The 19,511-nt window shown below is 70.8% G+C and carries 19 protein-coding genes; 10 read left to right on the forward strand and 9 right to left on the reverse strand.

Annotation, left to right across the window (positions count from 1 at the left end; genetic code table 11):
- Positions 1 to 78 precede the first annotated feature (78 nt).
- The 3 genes from ACWDEW_RS38810 (at position 79) to ACWDEW_RS38820 (ending at position 2,599) form a co-directional block, all read left to right on the forward strand.
- Positions 79 to 474, forward strand: coding sequence for an MmcQ/YjbR family DNA-binding protein (locus ACWDEW_RS38810; protein ID WP_450519500.1), 396 nt, complete (start codon positions 79 to 81; stop codon positions 472 to 474).
- Positions 475 to 1,325: 851 nt separating this feature from the next.
- The gene (locus ACWDEW_RS38815) at positions 1,326 to 1,709 is read left to right on the forward strand and encodes a BlaI/MecI/CopY family transcriptional regulator (protein ID WP_427924594.1); all 384 of its coding nucleotides are present in this window, start codon (positions 1,326 to 1,328) and stop codon (positions 1,707 to 1,709) included.
- Positions 1,706 to 2,599: a M56 family metallopeptidase gene (locus ACWDEW_RS38820; protein WP_450519501.1), complete on the forward strand. Its 894-nt coding sequence runs from the start codon at positions 1,706 to 1,708 to the stop codon at positions 2,597 to 2,599. Before ACWDEW_RS38815 ends, ACWDEW_RS38820 begins: the two co-directional genes overlap by 4 nt.
- 45 nt (positions 2,600 to 2,644) lie before the next feature.
- On the opposite strand, the gene ACWDEW_RS38825 is transcribed toward ACWDEW_RS38820, so the two are convergent.
- Positions 2,645 to 3,454: a LysR substrate-binding domain-containing protein gene (locus tag ACWDEW_RS38825; protein WP_450519502.1), complete on the reverse strand. Its 810-nt coding sequence runs from the start codon at positions 3,452 to 3,454 to the stop codon at positions 2,645 to 2,647.
- 58 nt (positions 3,455 to 3,512) lie between these two features.
- On the opposite strand from ACWDEW_RS38825, the gene ACWDEW_RS38830 reads away from it, so the two are divergent.
- The 3 genes from ACWDEW_RS38830 (at position 3,513) to ACWDEW_RS38840 (ending at position 4,699) form a co-directional block, all read left to right on the forward strand.
- A complete protein-coding gene (locus ACWDEW_RS38830; RefSeq protein ID WP_450519504.1) occupies positions 3,513 to 3,896 on the forward strand; it encodes a DUF5997 family protein in 384 nt (127 codons plus the stop codon).
- 115 nt (positions 3,897 to 4,011) lie between these two features.
- A complete protein-coding gene (locus ACWDEW_RS38835; protein WP_450519590.1) occupies positions 4,012 to 4,248 on the forward strand; it encodes a GntR family transcriptional regulator in 237 nt (78 codons plus the stop codon).
- The gene (locus tag ACWDEW_RS38840) at positions 4,166 to 4,699 is read left to right on the forward strand and encodes a GntR family transcriptional regulator (RefSeq protein ID WP_450519506.1); all 534 of its coding nucleotides are present in this window, start codon (positions 4,166 to 4,168) and stop codon (positions 4,697 to 4,699) included. The genes ACWDEW_RS38835 and ACWDEW_RS38840 overlap by 83 nt, the downstream gene beginning before the upstream one ends.
- A gap of 236 nt (positions 4,700 to 4,935) precedes the next feature.
- On the opposite strand, the gene ACWDEW_RS38845 is transcribed toward ACWDEW_RS38840, so the two are convergent.
- The gene (locus tag ACWDEW_RS38845; RefSeq protein ID WP_450519507.1) at positions 4,936 to 5,514 is read right to left on the reverse strand and encodes a TetR/AcrR family transcriptional regulator; all 579 of its coding nucleotides are present in this window, start codon (positions 5,512 to 5,514) and stop codon (positions 4,936 to 4,938) included.
- 220 nt (positions 5,515 to 5,734) lie between these two features.
- Between ACWDEW_RS38845 and ACWDEW_RS38850 the strand changes: the two genes are divergently transcribed.
- Entirely contained in the window at positions 5,735 to 6,610 is an 876-nt protein-coding gene (locus tag ACWDEW_RS38850; protein ID WP_450519509.1) for an LLM class flavin-dependent oxidoreductase, read from the forward strand.
- Between the two features lie 42 nt (positions 6,611 to 6,652).
- Here the strand turns inward: ACWDEW_RS38850 and ACWDEW_RS38855 are convergent, their stop codons facing one another.
- On the reverse strand, positions 6,653 to 7,048 hold the full coding sequence (locus ACWDEW_RS38855) for a nuclear transport factor 2 family protein (RefSeq protein WP_450519511.1): 396 nt from the start codon (positions 7,046 to 7,048) through the stop codon (positions 6,653 to 6,655).
- 113 nt (positions 7,049 to 7,161) lie between these two features.
- Between ACWDEW_RS38855 and ACWDEW_RS38860 the strand changes: the two genes are divergently transcribed.
- Positions 7,162 to 7,827, forward strand: coding sequence for a nucleoside/nucleotide kinase family protein (locus ACWDEW_RS38860; protein ID WP_450519512.1), 666 nt, complete (start codon positions 7,162 to 7,164; stop codon positions 7,825 to 7,827).
- A 4-nt stretch (positions 7,828 to 7,831) separates the two neighbouring features.
- Here ACWDEW_RS38860 and ACWDEW_RS38865 read toward each other — a convergent pair whose 3' ends face one another.
- From ACWDEW_RS38865 to ACWDEW_RS38890, 6 genes are all read right to left on the reverse strand, one after another.
- Positions 7,832 to 9,667: a hypothetical protein gene (locus ACWDEW_RS38865; RefSeq protein WP_450519514.1), complete on the reverse strand. Its 1,836-nt coding sequence runs from the start codon at positions 9,665 to 9,667 to the stop codon at positions 7,832 to 7,834.
- Positions 9,668 to 9,718: 51 nt separating this feature from the next.
- Positions 9,719 to 11,437, reverse strand: coding sequence for a hypothetical protein (locus ACWDEW_RS38870; protein WP_450519515.1), 1,719 nt, complete (start codon positions 11,435 to 11,437; stop codon positions 9,719 to 9,721).
- A 2-nt stretch (positions 11,438 to 11,439) separates the two neighbouring features.
- Positions 11,440 to 12,342 carry a carbohydrate ABC transporter permease gene (locus ACWDEW_RS38875; protein ID WP_450519517.1) on the reverse strand — a complete coding sequence of 301 codons (903 nt, stop codon included), beginning with the start codon at positions 12,340 to 12,342 and terminating at the stop codon, positions 11,440 to 11,442.
- Positions 12,339 to 13,253: a carbohydrate ABC transporter permease gene (locus ACWDEW_RS38880; protein ID WP_450519519.1), complete on the reverse strand. Its 915-nt coding sequence runs from the start codon at positions 13,251 to 13,253 to the stop codon at positions 12,339 to 12,341. Before ACWDEW_RS38880 ends, ACWDEW_RS38875 begins: the two co-directional genes overlap by 4 nt.
- 120 nt (positions 13,254 to 13,373) lie before the next feature.
- Positions 13,374 to 14,696 carry an extracellular solute-binding protein gene (locus tag ACWDEW_RS38885; RefSeq protein WP_450519521.1) on the reverse strand — a complete coding sequence of 441 codons (1,323 nt, stop codon included), beginning with the start codon at positions 14,694 to 14,696 and terminating at the stop codon, positions 13,374 to 13,376.
- A gap of 274 nt (positions 14,697 to 14,970) precedes the next feature.
- Positions 14,971 to 16,113 carry an ROK family protein gene (locus ACWDEW_RS38890; RefSeq protein WP_450519523.1) on the reverse strand — a complete coding sequence of 381 codons (1,143 nt, stop codon included), beginning with the start codon at positions 16,111 to 16,113 and terminating at the stop codon, positions 14,971 to 14,973.
- A gap of 295 nt (positions 16,114 to 16,408) precedes the next feature.
- Between ACWDEW_RS38890 and ACWDEW_RS38895 the strand changes: the two genes are divergently transcribed.
- Together ACWDEW_RS38895 and ACWDEW_RS38900 are read left to right on the forward strand one after the other, a co-directional pair.
- Positions 16,409 to 17,308, forward strand: a complete 900-nt coding sequence (locus tag ACWDEW_RS38895) for an N-acetylglucosamine kinase (protein ID WP_450519524.1) — start codon at positions 16,409 to 16,411, stop codon at positions 17,306 to 17,308.
- 201 nt (positions 17,309 to 17,509) lie between these two features.
- Positions 17,510 to 19,438, forward strand: coding sequence for a phosphatase PAP2 family protein (locus ACWDEW_RS38900; protein WP_450519526.1), 1,929 nt, complete (start codon positions 17,510 to 17,512; stop codon positions 19,436 to 19,438).
- Positions 19,439 to 19,511 lie beyond the last annotated feature (73 nt).

Genomic DNA, 19,511 nt, shown 5'->3' on the forward strand with positions numbered 1-19,511 from the left:
CCGCGTCCCAGTCTCGCCGCCCAGCGCCTGACCAGGACGCCCCGGGCCAATCCGCTAGCCCCGGCAAAGGAAACACTCATGAACGGATCGACCCTGCAGGCGTTCGCCGCCGAGTGCGCGCAAGAACTTCCCGGAACCCAGCTGGAGCACCCCTTCGGTCCGGACTGGGAGGTATTCAAGGTACGCGGCAAGGTGTTCATGCTGATGACCGAGGTCCCCGGACGCCCCGTCGTGATCCTCAAGGCGGACCCCGGCGAGGCCCAGGCCCTCCAGGAACACAACACCCACATCACCCCCGGCTACCACATGAACAAGAAGCACTGGATCACCCTGGAGAGCGGAGAAGGCGTCGACGAGGAGCTCCTCACGGAGCTCGTCACCGACTCCTACCTGCTCGTCGTCTCCCACCTGCCCAAAGCCGAGCAGCCCGTCGACCCGCACACCTACGGCACCAGCACCCGCGCTGGCCGCTGAGCGCGTCCGGTGACCGCCTTCAGGTCACCGCCCGGCGGCCCTCGCTCTCCCCGACGTCAGCAACGGCTACCCCTTCACCCCCGGACTCGACGCGTACAAGGTCGCGGACAAGGTGTTCCGGGTCGTCACCGACGACCCGGACGAACAGATCATCACGGTCAAGTGCGAGCCCGAGCACACGCGGGCTCCGCAACGCGGCTCCCCCGAGCGCAGGCCATACGAGCCCCTGCTGCCCCAACCGGCTGGAAGATCGCGGTCCCAACCTCGGAGCTCGGCCGACAGAAGTAGAACCACCGGGGGCCACCCCGCGACAAGTACCGGCTTCCATTCCAAAGCCGGTGCCGCCGCGACGTTCGCGGCCAGCGAGACCGCAATCCCCAACAGAAAAGCTGTCCATACAGCGCCCCGTGCTCGGCGCGTCCGCAGCCCCGACGGCTTCAACAACCCCGCTGTCGCAAGCAGCAGCAACCCGTCAACAGACAGAGGCCACAACGAAGCACTGACCGCATCCGCTCCCCCTGGCTGGCGAACTCCCGCTGGTGTACGTACGAGGCATACGCGGCCACCCCCGCCACAACCAGCGCGCACAGCGGACGGATCCACGCGTCGAGGTCAAACCCGCGCATGGCGCCGGTGCTCGCCCACTGCTCGTCGGCGCCGCTCATCAAGCCCACCGCCCAGCCCCCGGATCGAGTGCACAACCCGTGCACACTTCCGCGGAAACTCCCGGGAACTCGCAGGTAGAAGCAGGAAGCCCCCGGACGCACTGATCGGCCTCGGCCAGGCAAAAGAGCCAGGTCAGAGCGCCAACTGTAGACATATGGCACCCTACAAGCTGTAAGGTGACGCCCATGGCTGGCACAGACCCGCGGGCCCGGGCGGAACGGCGGAGCGCCGGTGAGCTGGAGAGCGAGGTCCTCGCCGCGCTCTGGGCGACCGACCGACCGCTGACACCGGCCGAGGTCCAGGCCGAGATCGACGGCCCGCTCGCCTACAACACCGTGCACACCATCCTCAAACGGCTCTACGACAAAGGGCTCGTGCTCCGCGATGCGGACGGGCGGCGTGGCGCGTACCGGCCGGCGAAGAACGCGGCCGAGCTGACCGCCGAGGCGATGCACGAGGCGCTGGACCGAGGGCCGGATCCGATCGCCGCGCTCCAGCAGTTCGTGAGCGGACTGCGGCCCGAGGAGGAGAAGGCGCTGCGCGACCTGCTGGCCGGGGGCGCGGGATGAGGTTCGACGTCTACACGCCGTTGCCGCTGTCGGTGCTGCTCGCCGTGATCAGCCCGGCGATCGGCAGCCGGGTGGCTCCGGCGCTGGCCGCACGGGTGCTGACCGCCGCCGCCGTGGTGACCGCGGCGGCCACCTGCTGGTCTCTGTTCCTGCTGGCGGCGACGCTCGTCGGGGACGCCCCGCCGGTCGTCGCCGAGGCCCGGCAGGACGGGCGCCGGCTGGCGGAACCGGTGCCCGAGGTGATCGGGATCGCGGCCGGTGTCGCCCTCGCCGTGCTCCTCGTGTCCGTCCAGGGTGCGGTGAGCGCCGACCGCCGTACGCGACGGGCGCTGCGGCGGCTGTGCGAGGGGCACCCGGCGGACACCGAGCTGATCGTCGCCGCGTCCCCCGAACCACAGGCGTTCGCCATCCCCGGCAAACCCGGCCGGATCCTGGTCACCGCGGGCATGCTGAGCGCCCTCGAACCGGCCGAACGCCGGGTCCTGCTCGCTCATGAACGCGCCCATCTCGCCCATCGGCACGCCCTGTTGGTGACCGCGACGACGATCGCAGCCGCGGCCAACCCACTGCTGCGGCCCGTGCGGGGCACGGTCGCGTTCCTGGTGGAACGATGGGCCGACGAGCGGGCGGCGGACGCCGTCGGCGACCGGGCAACCACGGCCCGCGCCCTGGCCCGCGCCGCCCTGAGCGCCGAACACCCGCGCCCCACCTGTGCGTTGGGCTTCACCGACCGTGCGGTCACTCGGCGGATCGCGGCGCTGCAGACGATCCCGCCCCCGCGCCTCTGGCCCCTCGCGGCGGCCGTCCTCGCGCTGGGCGCGCTGCCCGCGCTCGGCGCGGCCGACGCGACGGACGATCTGTTCCGGATGTTGGCCGGGGTCCTCACCTAGACGGAGGCAACCAGGTGCCCCGGTCTGAGCGGACGGTCGTTGCCGTCAGCGGCCTCGGGGCTTGCCGCGCTTCGTTCCCTTGGCGCCGCCGGAGGAGCCGCGCGGACTCCTGCCCGTGGTGCCGGTCTTGCCGCTCGTCTTTCCGGTCGTCTTGCCAGTCGTCTTTCCGCCGACGGGTTTGCGGCGCGCCGGGGCTTCGGTGCGCTTCCCCGTCCCCTTCGTCTTCGGCTGGGCCGGTGGCGGGGTGCGGCCCCGGGTGCTGTTGACCGTGCGCCCCCGGACGATGCCGATGAAGTCCTCGACCAGGTCGGTGGTCGCCTCCTCGGGCCAGGAGAGGGCGACGTCCGACTGGGGGGCGTCCAGGACGGTCCGGTAGGTCAGGTCCTTGCGGTGGTGCAGCCGGGCGAGGGACTGGGGGACGTAGAGGATGCCGATGCCCGACGCCACGTGGTCGATCGCGTCCTCGGTGGTCGCGGGACGCTCGAACGCGGGCTCCCCGGGCGGCTGTTCCCAGCCGAGGACGTCGTCGAGGGGGTGCAGGACGACCTCGTCGGCGAGCTCGTCGAGGGACACCTCTTCAGCCGCCGTCACGACATGGTCCTTGGGGGCCACGACCACGGTCGCCTCGGTGTAGAGGGGGATCGCGCTGAGAACCGTACGGTCGACCGGCAGCCGTACGAGTCCGGCGTCGGCCTCGCCGCGCCGCAGCACGTCGGACGCCTCGGCGGCCGGGACCGGTACGAGGGTCAGGGGGACGTCGGGCCGGCGCTCGTTCCAGATCCGCACCCACTTGGCGGGCGTCACCCCGGGGACGTACGCGAGCCGGAACATGGGGGATGCTTCCGAGCCTGTCACCCCGCAAGGTTACCCGCCGTGGTCGGAGGCCCCTTACACGGTCGATACTCTTGACGGTATGAAGTCGCACCAGACCACCCAGACGATGAAGCCCGCCACGGCGGCGAAGAAACTGGGTGTGTACCTAGAGGCCACACCCGCCGAGTTCCAGGAGGGTGCCGTCTCCCGCGCCGAGCTGAACGAGTTGCAGGCCAATCCGCCCCAGTGGCTGCGCGAGCTGCGCGCCAACGGCCCGCACCCGCGCCCGGTCGTCGCGGCCAGGCTCGGCGTGTCGATCGCCGGTCTCGCCCGTGGCGGGGTCACCGAACCGCTCACCACCGAGCAGATCGAGGCGCTGAAGAAGGACGGCCCCGAGTGGCTGGAGAAAGAGCGGGCCACCCAGGCCGAGGTCCGCAAGGAAGCCGAGCGGATCAAGAACAAGACGAACGCCGACAACGGCTGACGGCCGCGGGGCGCCGGCGTTCAGGACGGCGACGCGCACGGTGACGGACGGCCCGGCCGGGACGGAGAAGCCGCTCGCGCTGTACCGGCAGGTCGCGGCCGACCTTGGCCGGTAGATCGGCGAGGGCCGCTACGGCTCCGGCGGACGGCTCCCTGCCGAGGGCGAGCTCGCCGAACGCCAGGGCGCCTCCCGGGGCACGGTCCGCCAGGCGATGCCCGTGCTGCGCACCGAGGTCCTGATCGCCTCGCGGCACGGCACCCCTACGGGTCGTGATCGGGACACCGAGGCCGCAGGGCTTCGGCGGACTCCTCAGCTTCACGCGCTGGGCGCGCTCGACGGGCGAGGAGCCTGACGGCCGGATCGCCACTGAGGAGACCCGGCCCGCCGACGCCACCGAGCCCGAACGGCCGCGGCCTCCGGCCGGGGCCGAGATCCACGCGGTACGGCGGCTACGGTCGCTGTCGGGGCGACCGGCGATGGAGGAGCGCACCGTGTATCCGTCCGCAGTGGGCGAGTTGCTCACCGGGCTGCCTCCGGACACCGTGGTCCTGGAGGAGTCGGGGGTGCTGTTCGCGGACGCCCAGCACACCATCGACCTGTGCCGCGCCGACGCCGAGGACGCCCGACTGCTCAACTGCCGGCCCGGCGACCCGCTGCTGCGCGAGCGGCGCTGCAGCACCGACCCCGCGGGGACCCCGACCAGATGGTCCGAGGACCGCTGTCTGCCGGAGACGGTGGCCTTCACCGTCCACAGCTCGGCCACCTCGGGCTCACTGGCCCGGCGGTCGCCGGACGAGGCGTGAGCGGCGACCCGGAGAGCGCTGAACCGGAACAGCTTCTGGCCGTCGCGGGGGTCGCGGCATCGGGGGCAGGGACAGCTGTCCCGCAACCACGCGAGCGGAAGTTCTTCTAGAGACTGTGACGTCCTCATCACTCTCTCGCCGAGCTGTACAGCCAACTTCCCCGACAGAGCGAACGTCTCGGCGCCGGATGAGCGACCGGTGACGCGCCGACCCCTCGCCCATGACCCAGCCCGACGTCAGTCCGGCAGCAGGCGCAGGCCCGAGACGAGGACGTCGACCAGCCGGAGTGCGTCGTAGCGGTCGTCGCCCTCCGCGCCGACGCACAAGTTGCCGACGCCGCGCATGAGTTCGTAGGCGGTGAGGTCGGACCGGACCTCGCCGGCCGCGGCTGCCGCGTCGAACAGTTCGGCGCACACGGGCAGGAGGCGGTCGAGGAAGTAGGAGTGCAGCGACTCGAAACCGGCGCTGTCGGACCGCAGCACCGAGGCGAGCCCGTGCTTGGTGACCAGGAAGTCGACAAAGAGATTCACCCACTCCCGCAATGCCACGTAAGGACTGGCGCTGCCGGCCAGCAGCGCCGGACCTGCTTCGGCACAGGCCTCGACCTGGTGGCGGTAGACGGCGATGACGAGATCCGCACGGGTGGGGAAGTGGCGGTAGATCGTACCGAGTCCGACACCGGCCTCGCGGGCGATGTCGCGCACCGGCGCGTCCACGCCGGAGGCGACGAAGACCTTGGCCGCCGCGTCGAGCAGCGCCTCCTTGTTCCGCCGGGCGTCCGCCCGCTTGGACTGAGCCGCGCCGTTCTCACTCACTACGCACTTTCTCCACTTCGAGACGCACTGGCCAGGGCCCACTGAACCAGGCAGGGCTTGCTAAACGGAACACTGTTCCGTATCGTTTCGGAACGAGGTTCCGCTTGGTCATGATGTCAGAGCCGGGCCGGGCGACCAAGCCACGCCTCCCATCCCACCGCCCCCTTGCTCCCCTCCTTCCTATCCCATCGTCATGCCTCGTCGAAGGACGGACGCCACCATGCCCCACACCCCACGACCCAGCTTCGGCATCATGACCGCCCCCATGCAGGTCGGCTACCACGACCTCCTGCGCGTCTGGCGCGAGGCGGACACCGTCCCGGAGATCGAGCACGCCTGGCTGTTCGACCACCTCATGCCGATCGGCGGCGACCCGGACGGACCCGCCTACGAGGGCTGGACCCTGCTCTCGGCGCTCGCCGCGCAGACCCGCCGGCTGCGGCTCGGTGTGATGGTGACCAGCAACCGTTTCCGGCCGCCCGCGCTGCTGGCCAAGATCGCCACGACCGTCGACATCGTCTCCGGCGGCCGGCTCGACTTCGGCATCGGTGTGGGCTCCCGCCCGGACCATCCGCTGGCCCGGCGCGAGTACGAGGCCCACGGTCTCCCCTTCCACGACTCCGCCCACGCGGTGGCGAGTCTCGCCGAGGCCTGCACGGTGATCCGGCGGCTGTGGACCGAGGAACGGCCCTTCGACTTCCACGGCGCACACCACCACCTCACCGGAGCCTTCGGCAACCCCAAGCCCGTCCAGCGCCCACACCCCCCGATCCTCATCGGCGGACGCTCGGCCGCGACCCTCCGCGTGGTCGCCGAGCACGCCGACCTCTGGAACATCCCCGGCGGCGACATCGCGGACGCCGTCGCCCGCAGCGCGCTCCTCGACCGCTACTGCGCCGAGATCGGCCGCGACCCCGCCTCCGTCACGCGCTCCATCCACTTGTCCGTGTCGTACGAGAAGCCGGAGGTCACCAGAGACGCCATCCGCGAGGCGGTCGACGCGGGCTTCCACCACATCGTCCTCGGACTGTCGGCGCCCTACCCCGCCGGTGTCGCCCGTTGGGTCGCCGACGAGTTGATCGACAGGGCCGCCTGAAAGTCCCGCCCCATCAATCCCGCTTCATCAGTCGCGCCCTCATCAGTCGTGCGGAAACGAGTGGTGCTCGTGCGCGACCCGCCAGCGGCCGTCCTCCTTGCGCAGGCCGAAGGTGAGCCGCAGGCGCAGCGTGGGGTCTTCGGCGAGTTCCTCCGGGGTGCCGCAGCGGAGCAGGGCGTGGGCGTAGGCGACATCCGTGCCGGCCGTGATGTCGAGGGTGTCGATGTCGAAGCGGGCGCCCTGTGCCTGCCACTCGAAGATCGGCGGCCAGCTGGCGCCGTAGGCGGCGAGACCGTGGATGCCGGCGTGGGGTGGCGGGACGTCGTACATGACGAGGTCGTCCGTGTGGTCCGCCAGTACGCCTTGGAGGTCGCCGCGGTGGACGGCCTCGGCCCAGTCGGTGATGAGGGCTCGGATCTGTGTCGCGTCGTCGGGCATGGACGGCTCCTGTTCCTGTCCCCCACTCCATGGTCTCTCTGCTGACCGAATCCCCGATCTTCGGCACGTCATCGCCCCGGTCGGGCGACCGAGACGGATGGCACACTCTCCCTGTGCCTCTGACCTTCGACGACCTCCTCACCCGTGCCAGCGCTCTCGTCCGGCCCGGCCGGCGTGCCGTTCTCGGCATCGCCGGCAGCCCGGGCGCGGGCAAGACGACCCTCGCCGAGCGTCTGGTGCGGGAGCTCAACGGGACCGGCGAGCCATGGGTCGCACACGTCCCCATGGACGGCTTCCACCTCGCCGACGTCGAACTGGACCGGCTCGGCCGCCGCGAGCGCAAGGGCGCGCCCGACACCTTCGACGCGGCCGGGTACGCGGCGCTGCTGCGGAGGGTGCGGGAGGAGACCGACGAGATCGTGTACGCGCCGGGCTTCGAGCGGGTCCTGGAGCAGCCGATCGCCGGTGCGATCCCGGTGGAGCCGGCGGCCCGGCTGGTGGTGACGGAGGGCAACTACCTGCTGCTGGAGGCGGGTTCATGGGCGCTGGTACGGCCGTGTCTGGACGAGGTGTGGTTCTGCGAGGCCGGTGAGGGCGAACGCGTCCGCCGGCTCGTCGCCCGGCACGAGGAGTTCGGCAAGGACCACGAGACCGCCGTGGCCTGGGTGTTGGGCACGGACCAGCGCAACGCCGACCTCGTCGCCACGACGCGCGGCCGGGCGGATCTGGTGATCCCCCCGGCCGTACTGCCCTCGCCGAACGGCGTACCCCGCGGCTGAGGGTTCACGCCTGGAGCGTCAGCTCCGGCTCCCCGTGGGCGTCGCCCGCCGCGTCCCCGATCACCGCGGCGAACGCCTCGGTACGGACGGTCAGTTCGCCGTTCTCGCCACTCGCGAACTCGGCGGTGAGCGGACCGGTTCCGGGGCCGTAGCGGACGACGAACACGTCCAGGTCCTCCGGTGCGCCCGGTGCCGGGTCGGCCTCCAGGGCCGTGGAGGTGACCAGGTGGCTCCAGCCCTCGTCGGGGTTGCCGTAACCGCGCGGGTCCGCGGCGAGGGCGAACGCCGCCTCCTGCTGGGAGAGTTCGGAGCGGGCGTCGAAGTGGTCGGCGCCCTCGCCGGTCGGGTGGGTGAGGCGCAGGGCGCCCACAGAAGTGACGTCGCCCTCCGCCGTCCTGCGCACCCGGTCCCCGTCGTCCGCCGCGTAGGGCAGCCCGGCGAGCAAGTACGGTGCCCCGTCGAGCCGTTCGACGGCGACCGTCGTCCACAGGCTCGTGCCGTCGGTGACGTACAGGGAGCGGATGTGCCGCAGGACGTGGTCGCGTCCGACGACCGGCTTGGTGACCAGCTTGGCGGTGAGTCCGTCGGCGCGGAGGTCACGGACCCGTACCTCGCCCATCGGGCGGCACAGCAGGAAGCCGTCGAGCACCGGGCCGAAGCCGTGCTGGCGGTTGACGGCCGCGGGCAGGTAGTACGTGCCGTCGGCCTCGACCACTGAGGGAGTCATCTTGCTGTCGAAGGCCACCGACACGGTGCCGGCGCGGAGTTGATGGCGGATCGGCTCCGTGGACGGGGTGCGGTGCCAGGGCGTGGTGTCCTGGATCTGCCAGACCAGCATCCACGCGAAGTGGCCGTCCACTCCCCCGTCGGGCTTGACCGCGTACCGGGCCCAGCGGCTGTCGCCCCGGTAGCGGCCGATGTCCGAGCCGATACGGGCGCCGAAGTAACGCAGCCCTAGGACCGATTCGAAGGCGGAGTGCTGCTCGCTGTAGCGCGGACCGCCGTTGTCGAAGCCGCCGTTGGTGAGGCGCGCGTCGATGTAGCGGGCCAGTGCCTCCCCGTCCTCGGCGAAGACGTCCTCGCCGCTGACGATGTGGGCCTTGGCGAGGAACGACAGGGAGATCGGGCCGTAGTTGTTGTCGTACGCGCCGCCGTGCTCGGGCGGGAGGAGGGCGCCGCGGTCGCGCACGCGGTGGGCGCGGATCTCGTCCGCGTACACGGCGAGCGCGCGTTCGCGCACCAACTCCCCCTCCGCTGACGGCAGATGACCGGCCAGCATCAGGCCTCCGACCACACAGCCGATCGCCTGGTTGCCGGCCTCCTGCGGATTGAAGAAGGTCGCCTCCGTGAGCCAGCGCCAGTAGCCGTGCGCCAACTCGACGAGAGCGGTGCGCTGTTCGTCGTCGACGAGTCCGTCCGCCCCGTCGAGGATGTTGACCGCCTGGAGCAGCGCCCACACCGTGCTCGGCCAGTCGCCGATGGGGTGCGCGCCCGCCTCCAGGACGTAACGGGCGTACGGGAGACCGGAGTTGCGGACCTTCAGGTTCGGGTAGCCGGGGTTGTCCTCGGTGTAGACGCGCTCGCGGAGATGGAAGGCGAGGCTGTGCCGCACCGCCTCCGGCAGCCGCTGGTCCTTGCCGCGCTGCCAGGCGAAGGCCAGCAGGGACGTGATGCCGAGCGAGGTGTCCCCGATGTCGTCGTGGCAGTCGGGGTGTTCGAGGTTGCCCTCCGGTGTGATGCGCCGCAGCGCCTGCTCGACGACGTCGGCGAGGACCGCGTCGTAGGCCTCCGGGGTGTCGGGGAGGTGGTGCAGCGGGCCGCGCTGGTGGAGGAGGTGCACGGGTGGATCAGCCCTTCATGCCGGGGGTGGCCGTGGCGTGGGTCGTCGGGGTCAGAAGACGGGTGCGGGGCGGCGGGCGCGCAGGGCGACGCTCATTGTCTGGGGGCCGTTTCCACCGATGTAGACACGGTTCCCGGTCGTCGCGTCGGTGCCGCCCACCACCGTGTAGTCCTGGCCCGGGTCGTACCGTAGTACGTCGCCGCGGTCCGGCCCGGCGAGGTGTTCGCCCGCTTCGACGTCGACCTCGACACGGATCTCGTCGTCGCCGACCCGGTAGGTCAACGGTCCGGTCGTCAGGCACCAGCGTCCCTCGCCTATCGGTGCGGCGCCCGCTACAACTCCCCCTGGACGGAAGGTCAGTTCGAGGGCCCAGGGCACCGCTGGGCCACTGATGTCGATCCGCAGGTCGGCCCCGTCCTCCCGCACGTCGACCTCGACCCGGGTCGTGTGGGAGACCTCGTCCTGAGGGCGGTCGGGGAAGGCCATCGCCGCGGAGAAGCGGCCCTCGTCCACCAGGCGGTAGGCGCCGTCGTCGCGCCTCCGGTCCTTCGGGAGCGGCTGGTAGTAGGCGGCGGTGAGGGTTTGGGTGAGCCGGTACCGGTTGTCGGCGAGCTGTTCCATGTCGGCGGCACGGAACGGGCCCTGGTCGAAGAACGCTCGCGAGAGGCGGACCGCGTCGAGGACGGCGGCACCGGCGAACAGGCGCAGGAAGGTGGGGTTGCAGGCGAGGCCCGAGCGGATGCGCCGGTGCTCGGGCACGTCGGAGCCGCCGTACACCACGGTGTGCGCGGTGGCCGAGACGCGTGTGGCTAGGCGTGCGGTGGGGAGGTACCGGTCGCGCGGGAGCTTCTCCGTGTCCGGGGCCGGCAGGGCGCGGCACAGATCCGGGGTGAGGAGGGTCTGAGCGAGCAGGTCGGGGTCGTTGACGCCGTCGGCGGCCGCCAGGCGGGCCGCGCGGGCGAAGTCGCCCCGGCCGGTGCGGATCGCGAGCAGCCGGTAGTGCGGCAGGTAGGGCCACAGCGCGAACGAAAGCTTCTGGTCCTGGCGGCGCGAGTGGACGGTCTCCACCGTGCCGTCCGGCCTGATCAGGTCCAGGGTCGCGGCGAGGTTGCGTTCGACGGCGTCCAGCAGGTCGGCACGCCCGAGCACCTCGGCCAGCAACAGCAGCGACGGGTTGGTCACGATGGACGCGTAGACGGCGCTCCGCTCCGAGTACAGCCCCTCCGCGTCGATGTCCACGCCTTCGGCGAGCCACTGCTCGGCGCGGTCGAGCAGCCGGTCGTCGGGGAACGACCGGTGCAGACGGGCGAGCGCCGCGCTCAGCTCCCAGCGGTGGTTCGGGGTGTGCACCCCGCCCGCCAAAAGGCTTTCGGACGCCGCGCCGGCGATCTCGGCGAGCGCGGCGGCGACGTCGCGCAGTTCCGGCCCCGCGCCTGCGGCGAGGACGTGCGCGTCGCACACGTCGTTGACGGTGAACGCGGAGTCCGGCGGCGACTGCACGTTGTCGCCGCCCGCGAAGAGGCCGGTGGCGGTCTGTGCGGTCCGGAGGGCGCCGAGGTGGGCCAGCGCGGCGGCCACGGCGTACCCGCTGCCGTGCAGGGCCGAGTCCGGGGAACGGTGTGCCGCGACCAGAGTCTTCACCCGGCGGGCCAGGGCGCGGTGGGTCACACCGGCGAGCCGCCCGTCGGGGTCGGCCGCCAGCGGGGCGGCCGACCGGTCGGCGGCGGCGGCCACCGCGCGGACGAAGTCGTGGTCGAGCGGGGTGGACAAGGTCAGTCCTTCAGGCCGGCGTTGATGTCGGCGCCCATGACATAGCGCTGGAAGACCAGGAAGATCACGATCAGCGGGATCATCGAGATGACCGAAGCGCCCAGCAGGACCGACCAGTTGATGTTCTGCGCGCCGACGATGCTCTGGATGCCGATCTGCACGGTGAACTTGTTCGGGTCGTTCAGCATCAGCAGCGGCCAGATGTAGTCGTTCCACCGCCACTGGAAGGACAGGATGGCGAGGGTCAGCATGATGGGCCGGGAGAGCGGCACCATGATCCGCAGGAAGATCGACAGTTCGCGGGCGCCGTCGATGCGGGCTGCTTCCACGAGTTCGTCGGGGACCGTGATGAAGAACTGGCGGAACATGAAGCAGCCGGTCGCGGTGAGCACGGCCGGGAGGATGATGCCGGCGAACGAGTTGTAGAGGCCGAGGTTGCGGACCACCAGGAACTCGGGGGCGAGCATGACCTCGCCGGGCAGCATCGTGGTGGCCAGGATGCAGATGAAGAACGCCTTGAGCCACTTGTTGTCGTACTTCGCCAGCGCGTAACCGGTGCAGCAGCTGACGCCCACCGTGAGGACCGTGGTGATCACGCACACGATGGTCGTGTTGATGAAGTACTGGGAGAAGTTGGCGCTGCGCCACGCCGCGGAGTAACCCGACAGGGTGGGGTTGTGCGGAATGAAGGTCAGCGGATACGTGAACAGGTCCCCGGCCGGCTTGAGGGAGCTGAGGATGAACCACAGCACCGGCAGCCCGTACAGGCCCGCCAGGACCCACAGCAGTGTCGTCGCGGGAACCGCACGCCGGAGACCGCCGTCGCGCGAGTTGCGGGGTCGCTTCTTGGAAACGGTTCGTCCGGAACCGGCGTCGACCTTGCGCGGCATGTCTGTGGTTGTCATCGGTTCTCCACCCGCCGGTTGACGATCAGCTGGATGATCGCGACGGCCATCAGGATGAGCATGAGCACGAACGACGCGGCGCTCGCGTAGCCGATCTGGCCCCGTTGGAAGCCGGTCTGGTAGATGTACTGGACCAGCAGGTTGTTCGAGGTTCCGGGTCCGCCGTTGTTGAGGGAGACGAACACCGGGTACTCCTTCATCGCGTTGATCGTGTTGAGCAGGATCACGATGAACGAGGTGGGCGCGATGCTCGGCAGCGTGATGCTGATGAACTGGCGCCAGGGACCGGCTCCGTCGAGCGAGGCGGCCTCGTAGTACGACACCGGCACGTTCTTGATCGCCGCGATGAACAGCAGCATCGAGAAGCCCGTCCAGGCCCAGGACGCCGCGAACACCACCACGATCAGCGACAGGTCCGCGTTCGACTGCCACGGAACGGCCGAGCCGCCGAACTTCTCGATGAGGTAGTTGACCAGACCGAAGTTCTCACCGAACAGCCACCGCCACAGGACACCCACGACGATGGGCGACAGCAGCCACGGGATGAAGAAGATGACACGGGCGACGGACGCGCCCTTGGCGTGCTTGTTCACCACCAGGTTGGCGGCGAGCAGCGAGAGCGCGAAGTTCAGCGGCACGAAGAGCACGGCGTACAGCAGCGTCCGGGTCAGCGCGTCGTAGAAGGTGGAGTCCCCGAACAGGTTGTGGTAGTTGTCCAGCCCGATGAACTGGAACGCCCCCACACCGGTGTAGTTCGTGAAGGAGTAGACGAGCCCGATCACCGCCGGCCACACGAAGAACAGCGCGAAGAGCACGACGTTGGCCGCGATGAGGACCAGCGGCGCGAGGGTGTAGGTGCTGCGTCGTTTCCTGGGCGGCCTCACGGACACGTCCGCGGCGCTTTTTGTCATCTTCCTGACTTCCGTGCTGGTGGATGGATTGCTGTGGGCCCACGCCGTGAGCCCGGCACACGTGGCGGCCAGGGCCGGGCGGCGGTGTCGATCCCGCCGCCCGGGCCCTTGGCCCTACGATCAGCCGCCGACCGCCGTGTTGTAGCCGTCCACGATGTTCTGCAGGGCCTTGTCGACCGACTGCTGGCCGTTGATCGCCTTGCCGAGCTCCGTCTTGGTCGGGTCGGTGGCGAGGCTCTTGCCCTTCAGCACCCAGTTCGTCTGCGCGTTGTTGAAGTAGCCCGAGATCGGCGCGTACAGCGGGATCTCCTCGTTGTACAGCTTGAACGCGGCCTGCGCCGCAGCCGACTTGAAGGGGTACTTCGGGCTCAGACCGCTCTCGACCGGGAGGAAGCCGGAGGTCTCGACCAGCTCGGTGTACTGCTTCGGCTCGTACACCCAGGACAGGAACTTCTTCGCGGCGGCGGAGGCCGCGCTGTTGTTGTTGAAGCCCACCATCATGCCGCCGCTGTTGACGTCACTGGCCTGCACCGGCTGGGCCGGGGTCGGGACGCTCGCCCACTCGAACTTCTTGATGCTGTCCGCGAAGGAGGCGACCTGCCAGACACCGGACCAGTAGGCGACGACGTCACCGCTCTGGAACATGGCCGACGGGTCGGCGCCGCTCGTCCACACCGACTTCGGCATGGTCTTGTCGTCGTTCAGACCGACGAAGTACTTCACGGCCTTCTTGGTCGCGTCGTCCACCGAGAACTTGCCGGAGGAGTCCGCGTGGACGTACTTGCCGCCCATCTCGTACACCATGGCGCGGAGCCGGGACGGCGACTGGTCGAAGGTCAGGGAGTACTTGGCGCCGGTCTTCTCGCGGACCTTGTTGGCCGCCGCGATGAACTCGTCCCAGGTCCAGGTGTTCGAGGGCGAGCTCGGGACGGCGACGCCGGCCTTCTCGAACAGCGACTTGTTGATGAACAGGCCGGACGCGGTGACGTCCGAGGGGATGGCCAGCACCTTGCCGGACGAGTCCTTGGCGAGGAAGTTGGAGTTGATGTTGTTGGCCTTGTTGCCGGTGATGGAGCTGAGGTCGATCAGCTTGCTCGACCAGATCGGGTCGAGGGCCGGCACGTCGGCGACATCCGGCAGGGAGTTCGCCTGCGCGGCGTTGTGCAGCTTCGTCGGGTACCCGTCGTAGGGGATGTTGACGAGCTTGACGCTGACGCCCTCTTCCTTCTTGTACTGCGCCACGAGCTTCTTCCAGCCCGCGTCCTGGCCCGGGACCGTGGAGATCCAGAAGGTCAGCGACTTGGAGGTGCCGCCGGAGCCGGAGCCCGAACCGCAGGCGGAGAGGAGCAGGGCTCCTGCCGTGGCCGCGGCAGCGAGAGGAACCATACGGCGCACGCCGCCGTGGACGAGTCGGCGGGAGCGCCGCGCACTCACTCTGGTCATCTTCGATCCCTTTTCTTCGTAGCGGAGGAAGCACGGCGCCATCCGAGGCGGCACAGGTGCATTCTGCAGAAAGGTTCGCTTTCCGGGGGCGTGGCCTCGCCCGGCCTCGCCGTTCTGATGGGTGGCATCCCCGGCCCTCTCGGCCGCTGCCGCACAAGCACACCCTGGTGCGGTTGCCGTACGTCTCGTACGGGCGGGAGGCTCACTCCGAGTCGACGTCCCGGCCGACTTAGAAAGCGCTTGTCCGGACATTGGCAGACCGAGTCCGAGGCCGTCAATCCTTCACCCCCGCGGCATCGGTCACGGTTTGGACTCCTCTGGCGACCGCGAGCCGCGCGGCGCCCACCACGGTGCCGAGATCGCCGACCGTGCTGCTCACCACCTCGGTGGGCCAGCTCAGTCGTCCCAGCTCGGTACGCACCCCGGGCAGCAGCTGCGGGTCCGTGCCCGTGCTGCCGCCCAGGACGATCAGTCCCGGGTCCAGTACGGCCGCCACGGCGGCGGCGAGTCTGCCCACGTCGGCGGCGTGCCGGCCGACCAGGGCGGAGGCCGTGCGCTGCCCCTGCGCGGCCAGCGCGAACAGCTGCTCCGCGGTGTCGGGGCAGGGCCCGTCCGCGTTCTCATCGGCCCGCCAGGCCTCCGCGGCGCGGCGCAGCAGCGAGCGGGCGCCGACGTACTCCTCCAGGGCCTCCCTGCGGGGCTCCACGGCGTCGTCCCAGGGGTAGGGCAGCCGGGCCAGCTCACCGGCCGCGCCGTTCGCTCCGCGCAGCACATGGCCGCCGACGACGATGCCGAGGCCGATACCGACGCCGATCCGCAGATAGCCGAAGGTGTCGCGGCCCCGCGCGGCACCCTCGTGCAGCTCGGCGAGCGCCGCGCAGTTGACGTTGTTCTCCAGGTGGACGGGCACTCCGGGCGGCAGGGCGACCGTCATGGCGTCGAACACCGGGCCGGCCTTGGCGGTCGCGGGACGCATCCCGGCACCGGCCCGGTTCCGCGCGGCGACGTCACCGACGGCGACGACGACCGTGCGCAGCGGAGTACCGGCGGGCAGCGCGTCGAGGGCCTCGCGCACGGCGTCGGCCGCGTCCTCGCGGGACTCGGTGGCCTCGGCCAGCAGGGTGCCGTCGAGGGCGCAGCCCCGCACCCGGGTGAGGGCGGGGCCGAGGTCGACGGCGAGTACGGCACCGGCGGCCGGGCCGAGCCGGTATACGGCGGCGTTGCGGCCGGTGCCGCCGGAGGCGGTGCCGGAGTGGGCGGCGAGCCCGACGTTCTCCAGCTCCACGACGGCGGAGGACACCGTCGGCTTGGACAGGCCGGCCAGGCTCGCGAGCTGCGGGCGGGTCGCGCTGCCGGCTCTGGCCAGCACCTCGAACACCGCGCTCGCGCTCTCGGTCAGCCGAGACGCCCGCGCCACGACGTGTTCCACACTTCCCCCAGTTCACAGGCCGCGCGCCCGGAGGATTTCCATGGGCTGCGGCGATGGGATGTCCTGGCGTCACGCGGGCCCGGACGGTACTTCCCGTTGCCCGGTGCGCGATGCCTCTTGACGCACTGTACTTCGTTAGTTAACTTCCTAACGAACGTCACGGTACTCGCCTGCCGTGTCCCGTCAGAAGCCCGTCCCGGGGCTTCCCTAGTGCTTCAACTTCCGTCCCCCCGGACACGGTTCGCCCACCGTCGCAGCACAGCGCAACGACGAAAGAGGTTCCGTGCAGGACTCCACGCCCCTCGTGGTCGGCATCGACGTGGGCGGCACCAAGACACATCTGCGCGCCTGCGCGGGCCCCGATGTCGTCGCCGACCACATCCGTGCCAGCAGCGGCTGGCGGCCGCACGACATCGCGACCGCCGCCGACTGGCTGACCGCACTCGTCCAAGACGCCCTGCCCGCACACGCGTGCCCGTCCGCGGTCGCCGTGGGCGGGCACGCGTGCGAGACACCCCGCCAGTGCGCCGAGATCCGGGATGCCCTGGAAAGGCGTCTCGGGATTCCCGCGCTCGTCGTGGGGGACGCCGAACTGCTCGTCCCCGCGGCCGGGTTGGACAAGGGGGTCGGTCTGGTGGCCGGCACCGGTTCCGTCGCGGTGGGCCTGCTCGCCGACGGCAGTCGGCTCCAAGTGGGCGGCTGGGGCGCGGTGTTGGGTGACGAGGGCGGCGCCGCCGGACTCGTCCGCGAGGCGGCCCGCGCCGCGTGGGCCGCGCACGACCGGGGCGAGGCCCCGGACCCACTCGGCCTGGGACTCGTCGAGGCGTTCGCCGTGGCCGAAGTGCCCGCACTCGGCGCGGCGTTGGAAAGCGCTTCCGACGTCTCCGCCGACTGGGGCCGCCACGCCCGCGTGGTGTTCACGGCCGCCGACGCCGGCTCGCTCCTCGCGCGCGAGGTGATAGCGGAGGCGGGTCGGTCCCTCGCGGCACTCGTCGTACGGCTCGCCGAACGCGGCGTCCCCGTCGACGACGTGGTGGTCGCGGGCGGTACCGTCCTCGCCCAGCCCCGCCTGTACGACGCCTTCACCACGGCGCTCGCCGAGCGGTTGCCGGGGGCACGACCGCAGCCCATCCGGGTACCGCCCGTCGAGGGCGCGCTGGCACTGGCCCGATCGATCCTGTGAACCGCACAACTCCCGTTCACCCGGGGGTCATGTGACGGACGCCGAACCCCCTCCGCGGGGACACGGCTCACCGTAAACCTTCGCACGTGCGCCTCAGTGGACGAATGCGCTTTCATACGTCCCACGCGCACCCCGAACCACAGCAGATCGCACGACTCCACCGGCCCCACGGGCCGTAGAACTCAAGAGAGGCACACACCCATGCCGTCACCCGCCGGGCACCGCACGGACGCCGGTCGACTCGCCGTGAACAGACGTGGATTCCTCAAGACCTCACTCGGCGCCTCGGCCGGTGTGGTCGCCGCACCGACGCTGGTCGGCTGGCTGGCGGCGGCGGACGCCAAAGCCGCCACGGCTCCGCTCGCGTTCGTTGACGACTACAAGACGAACGTCATCGCGAACCTCACCCCCGAGACCAACGCCGTGGTCCGGGTCCTCGGCGGCATGGCCCGGATATGGAAGACGGGATCCGCCTGGAACACCGGCACCCCGCTGCGGCCCGAGATCCTGCGCGCCAACATGCGGTACTGCATCGACCTCACCGCCCGCCGCACCGAGGCACAGGCCAAGGAGGCGTTCCTCTACGACCGGCAGCACCAGAGCTACGCCATGATCGCGGGCCTCGGTCCGCTGGCCGACCTCTACAAGTCCGGTGCCCTGGCGGTCACTTCGATCACCAGCGCCCCCGACGGCACCCCGGCGACCACGATCAGCGACGCCGTCCCGGCCGACGCGCCCGCCGGTGCCGCGCTCGGCGCCGGCTCGCACGCCTCCGCGCTCGGCAAGGTCGCCGAACTCGTCGACACCCTGCGCGGCAACTACGCGTCGGGCAACCCGAGCAAGTACGCCTACCAGTACCCGCGTCCGTGGCGCATGAACGAGAAGAGCGAGGTCGTCGACACCGGCACGGTCGACGCGCTCGGCTACCCGGTCTACGACTCGAAGGTGATCGTCGCCCCTCAACTCCTGCGCCAGCGCAGCACTTCCCCCGTCGACGACGGCGGCTTCCCCAGCGGCCACACCAACGCCTTCCACCTGGCGGGCCTCGCCTACGCGTACGCCGTTCCGGAGCGCTTCCAGGAACTGGTCACCCGTACCTTCGAGTTGAGCCACACGCGGATCATGGCCGGCATGCACTCCACGGTCGACGTCATGGGCGGCCGCATCATGGCCACCGCGCTGGCCGCCGCCACCCTCGCCGACCCGGCCAACGCCGAGCTCAAGGCCGCCGCGCGCGCCCAGGCCCTCGCCTACTTCGAGGCGCAGACCGGCACGACGGCGGACACCCTGTACGCCTACGCGCACTCGGCGTCCACCGCGACCGACCCGTACGCGGACCGGACCGCCAACTCCCGCCTGGTGGAGCCCAAGTTCACCTACGTCCTGACCCGCAGCGGACGAAACACGGCGCTGACCGTGCCCAAGGGCGCCGAGGTCCTGCTGGAGACCCGGCTGCCGTACCTCGATGCGGCCCAGCGGCGCGAGGTGCTGCGCACCACCGCGCTGCCCTCCGGCTACGTTCTGCTCGACGGCTTCGAGCAGTGGGGGCGCCTCAACCTCTTCGCGGCGGCGGACGGTTACGGCTCCTTCGACTCCGACGTGGTCGTCGCCCTGGACGCGGCGGCGGGGGGCTTCGGCGCGGCCGACGCCTGGCGCAACGACATCGACGGCTGCGGCGGCCTGACCGTGCAGGGCACCGGGACGCTCACGCTGACCGGGCACAACGCGTACACCGGCGGGACCGTGCTCAAGTCAGGTGCGCTGGTGGCCGGTTCGGCGCACGCGCTCGGCCACGGTGACGTGAGCGTGCTCGGCGGCTCGCTGCGGGTCGCGGAGTCCGTGCAGATCCACGGCACCTACGTCCAGCAGTCCGCCACCCTGGAGGTCACGCTCCGCTCGGGCCACCAGCCCGCCGTCGAGGTCACCCGGCGCGCGACCCTCGGCAAGGGCAGCGCGCTGTCCCTGCGGCTCGACGCCGAGCACCCGCCGGCCGCGGGCTCCACGGTGCGCGTCCTGGGCGCCTCGGCGCTGCGCGGCCAGTTCGACAGCGTCACGCTGAACTCGGACAAGCTGCGGGCCGTACCCGTGTATACGGCGGAAGGTCTGTCGGTACGACTCCTGAAGCGGTGACGCCCCTGGTGGCGGGAGCGATGCGACAGTAGGGCCATGCCCCGGCTCCGCATCTCTCCCGCCACCGAGCGGC

Source organism: Streptomyces sp. NPDC001100, assembly GCF_053598575.1.

Excerpts from the sequence above, each read along its gene's own strand:
- ACWDEW_RS38880 (WP_450519519.1), bottom strand. The coding sequence starts at position 13,253 with ATGACAAAAAGCGCCGCGGACGTGTCCGTGAGGCCGCCCAGGAAACGA.
- ACWDEW_RS38810 (WP_450519500.1), top strand. The coding sequence starts at position 79 with ATGAACGGATCGACCCTGCAGGCGTTCGCCGCCGAGTGCGCGCAAGAA.
- ACWDEW_RS38820 (WP_450519501.1), top strand. The coding sequence starts at position 1,706 with ATGAGGTTCGACGTCTACACGCCGTTGCCGCTGTCGGTGCTGCTCGCC.
- ACWDEW_RS38900 (WP_450519526.1), top strand. The coding sequence starts at position 17,510 with ATGCCGTCACCCGCCGGGCACCGCACGGACGCCGGTCGACTCGCCGTG.
- ACWDEW_RS38875 (WP_450519517.1), bottom strand. The coding sequence starts at position 12,342 with ATGACAACCACAGACATGCCGCGCAAGGTCGACGCCGGTTCCGGACGA.
- ACWDEW_RS38855 (WP_450519511.1), bottom strand. The coding sequence starts at position 7,048 with ATGCCCGACGACGCGACACAGATCCGAGCCCTCATCACCGACTGGGCC.
- ACWDEW_RS38830 (WP_450519504.1), top strand. The coding sequence starts at position 3,513 with ATGAAGTCGCACCAGACCACCCAGACGATGAAGCCCGCCACGGCGGCG.
- ACWDEW_RS38850 (WP_450519509.1), top strand. The coding sequence starts at position 5,735 with ATGCCCCACACCCCACGACCCAGCTTCGGCATCATGACCGCCCCCATG.
- ACWDEW_RS38885 (WP_450519521.1), bottom strand. The coding sequence starts at position 14,696 with ATGACCAGAGTGAGTGCGCGGCGCTCCCGCCGACTCGTCCACGGCGGC.
- ACWDEW_RS38815 (WP_427924594.1), top strand. The coding sequence starts at position 1,326 with ATGGCTGGCACAGACCCGCGGGCCCGGGCGGAACGGCGGAGCGCCGGT.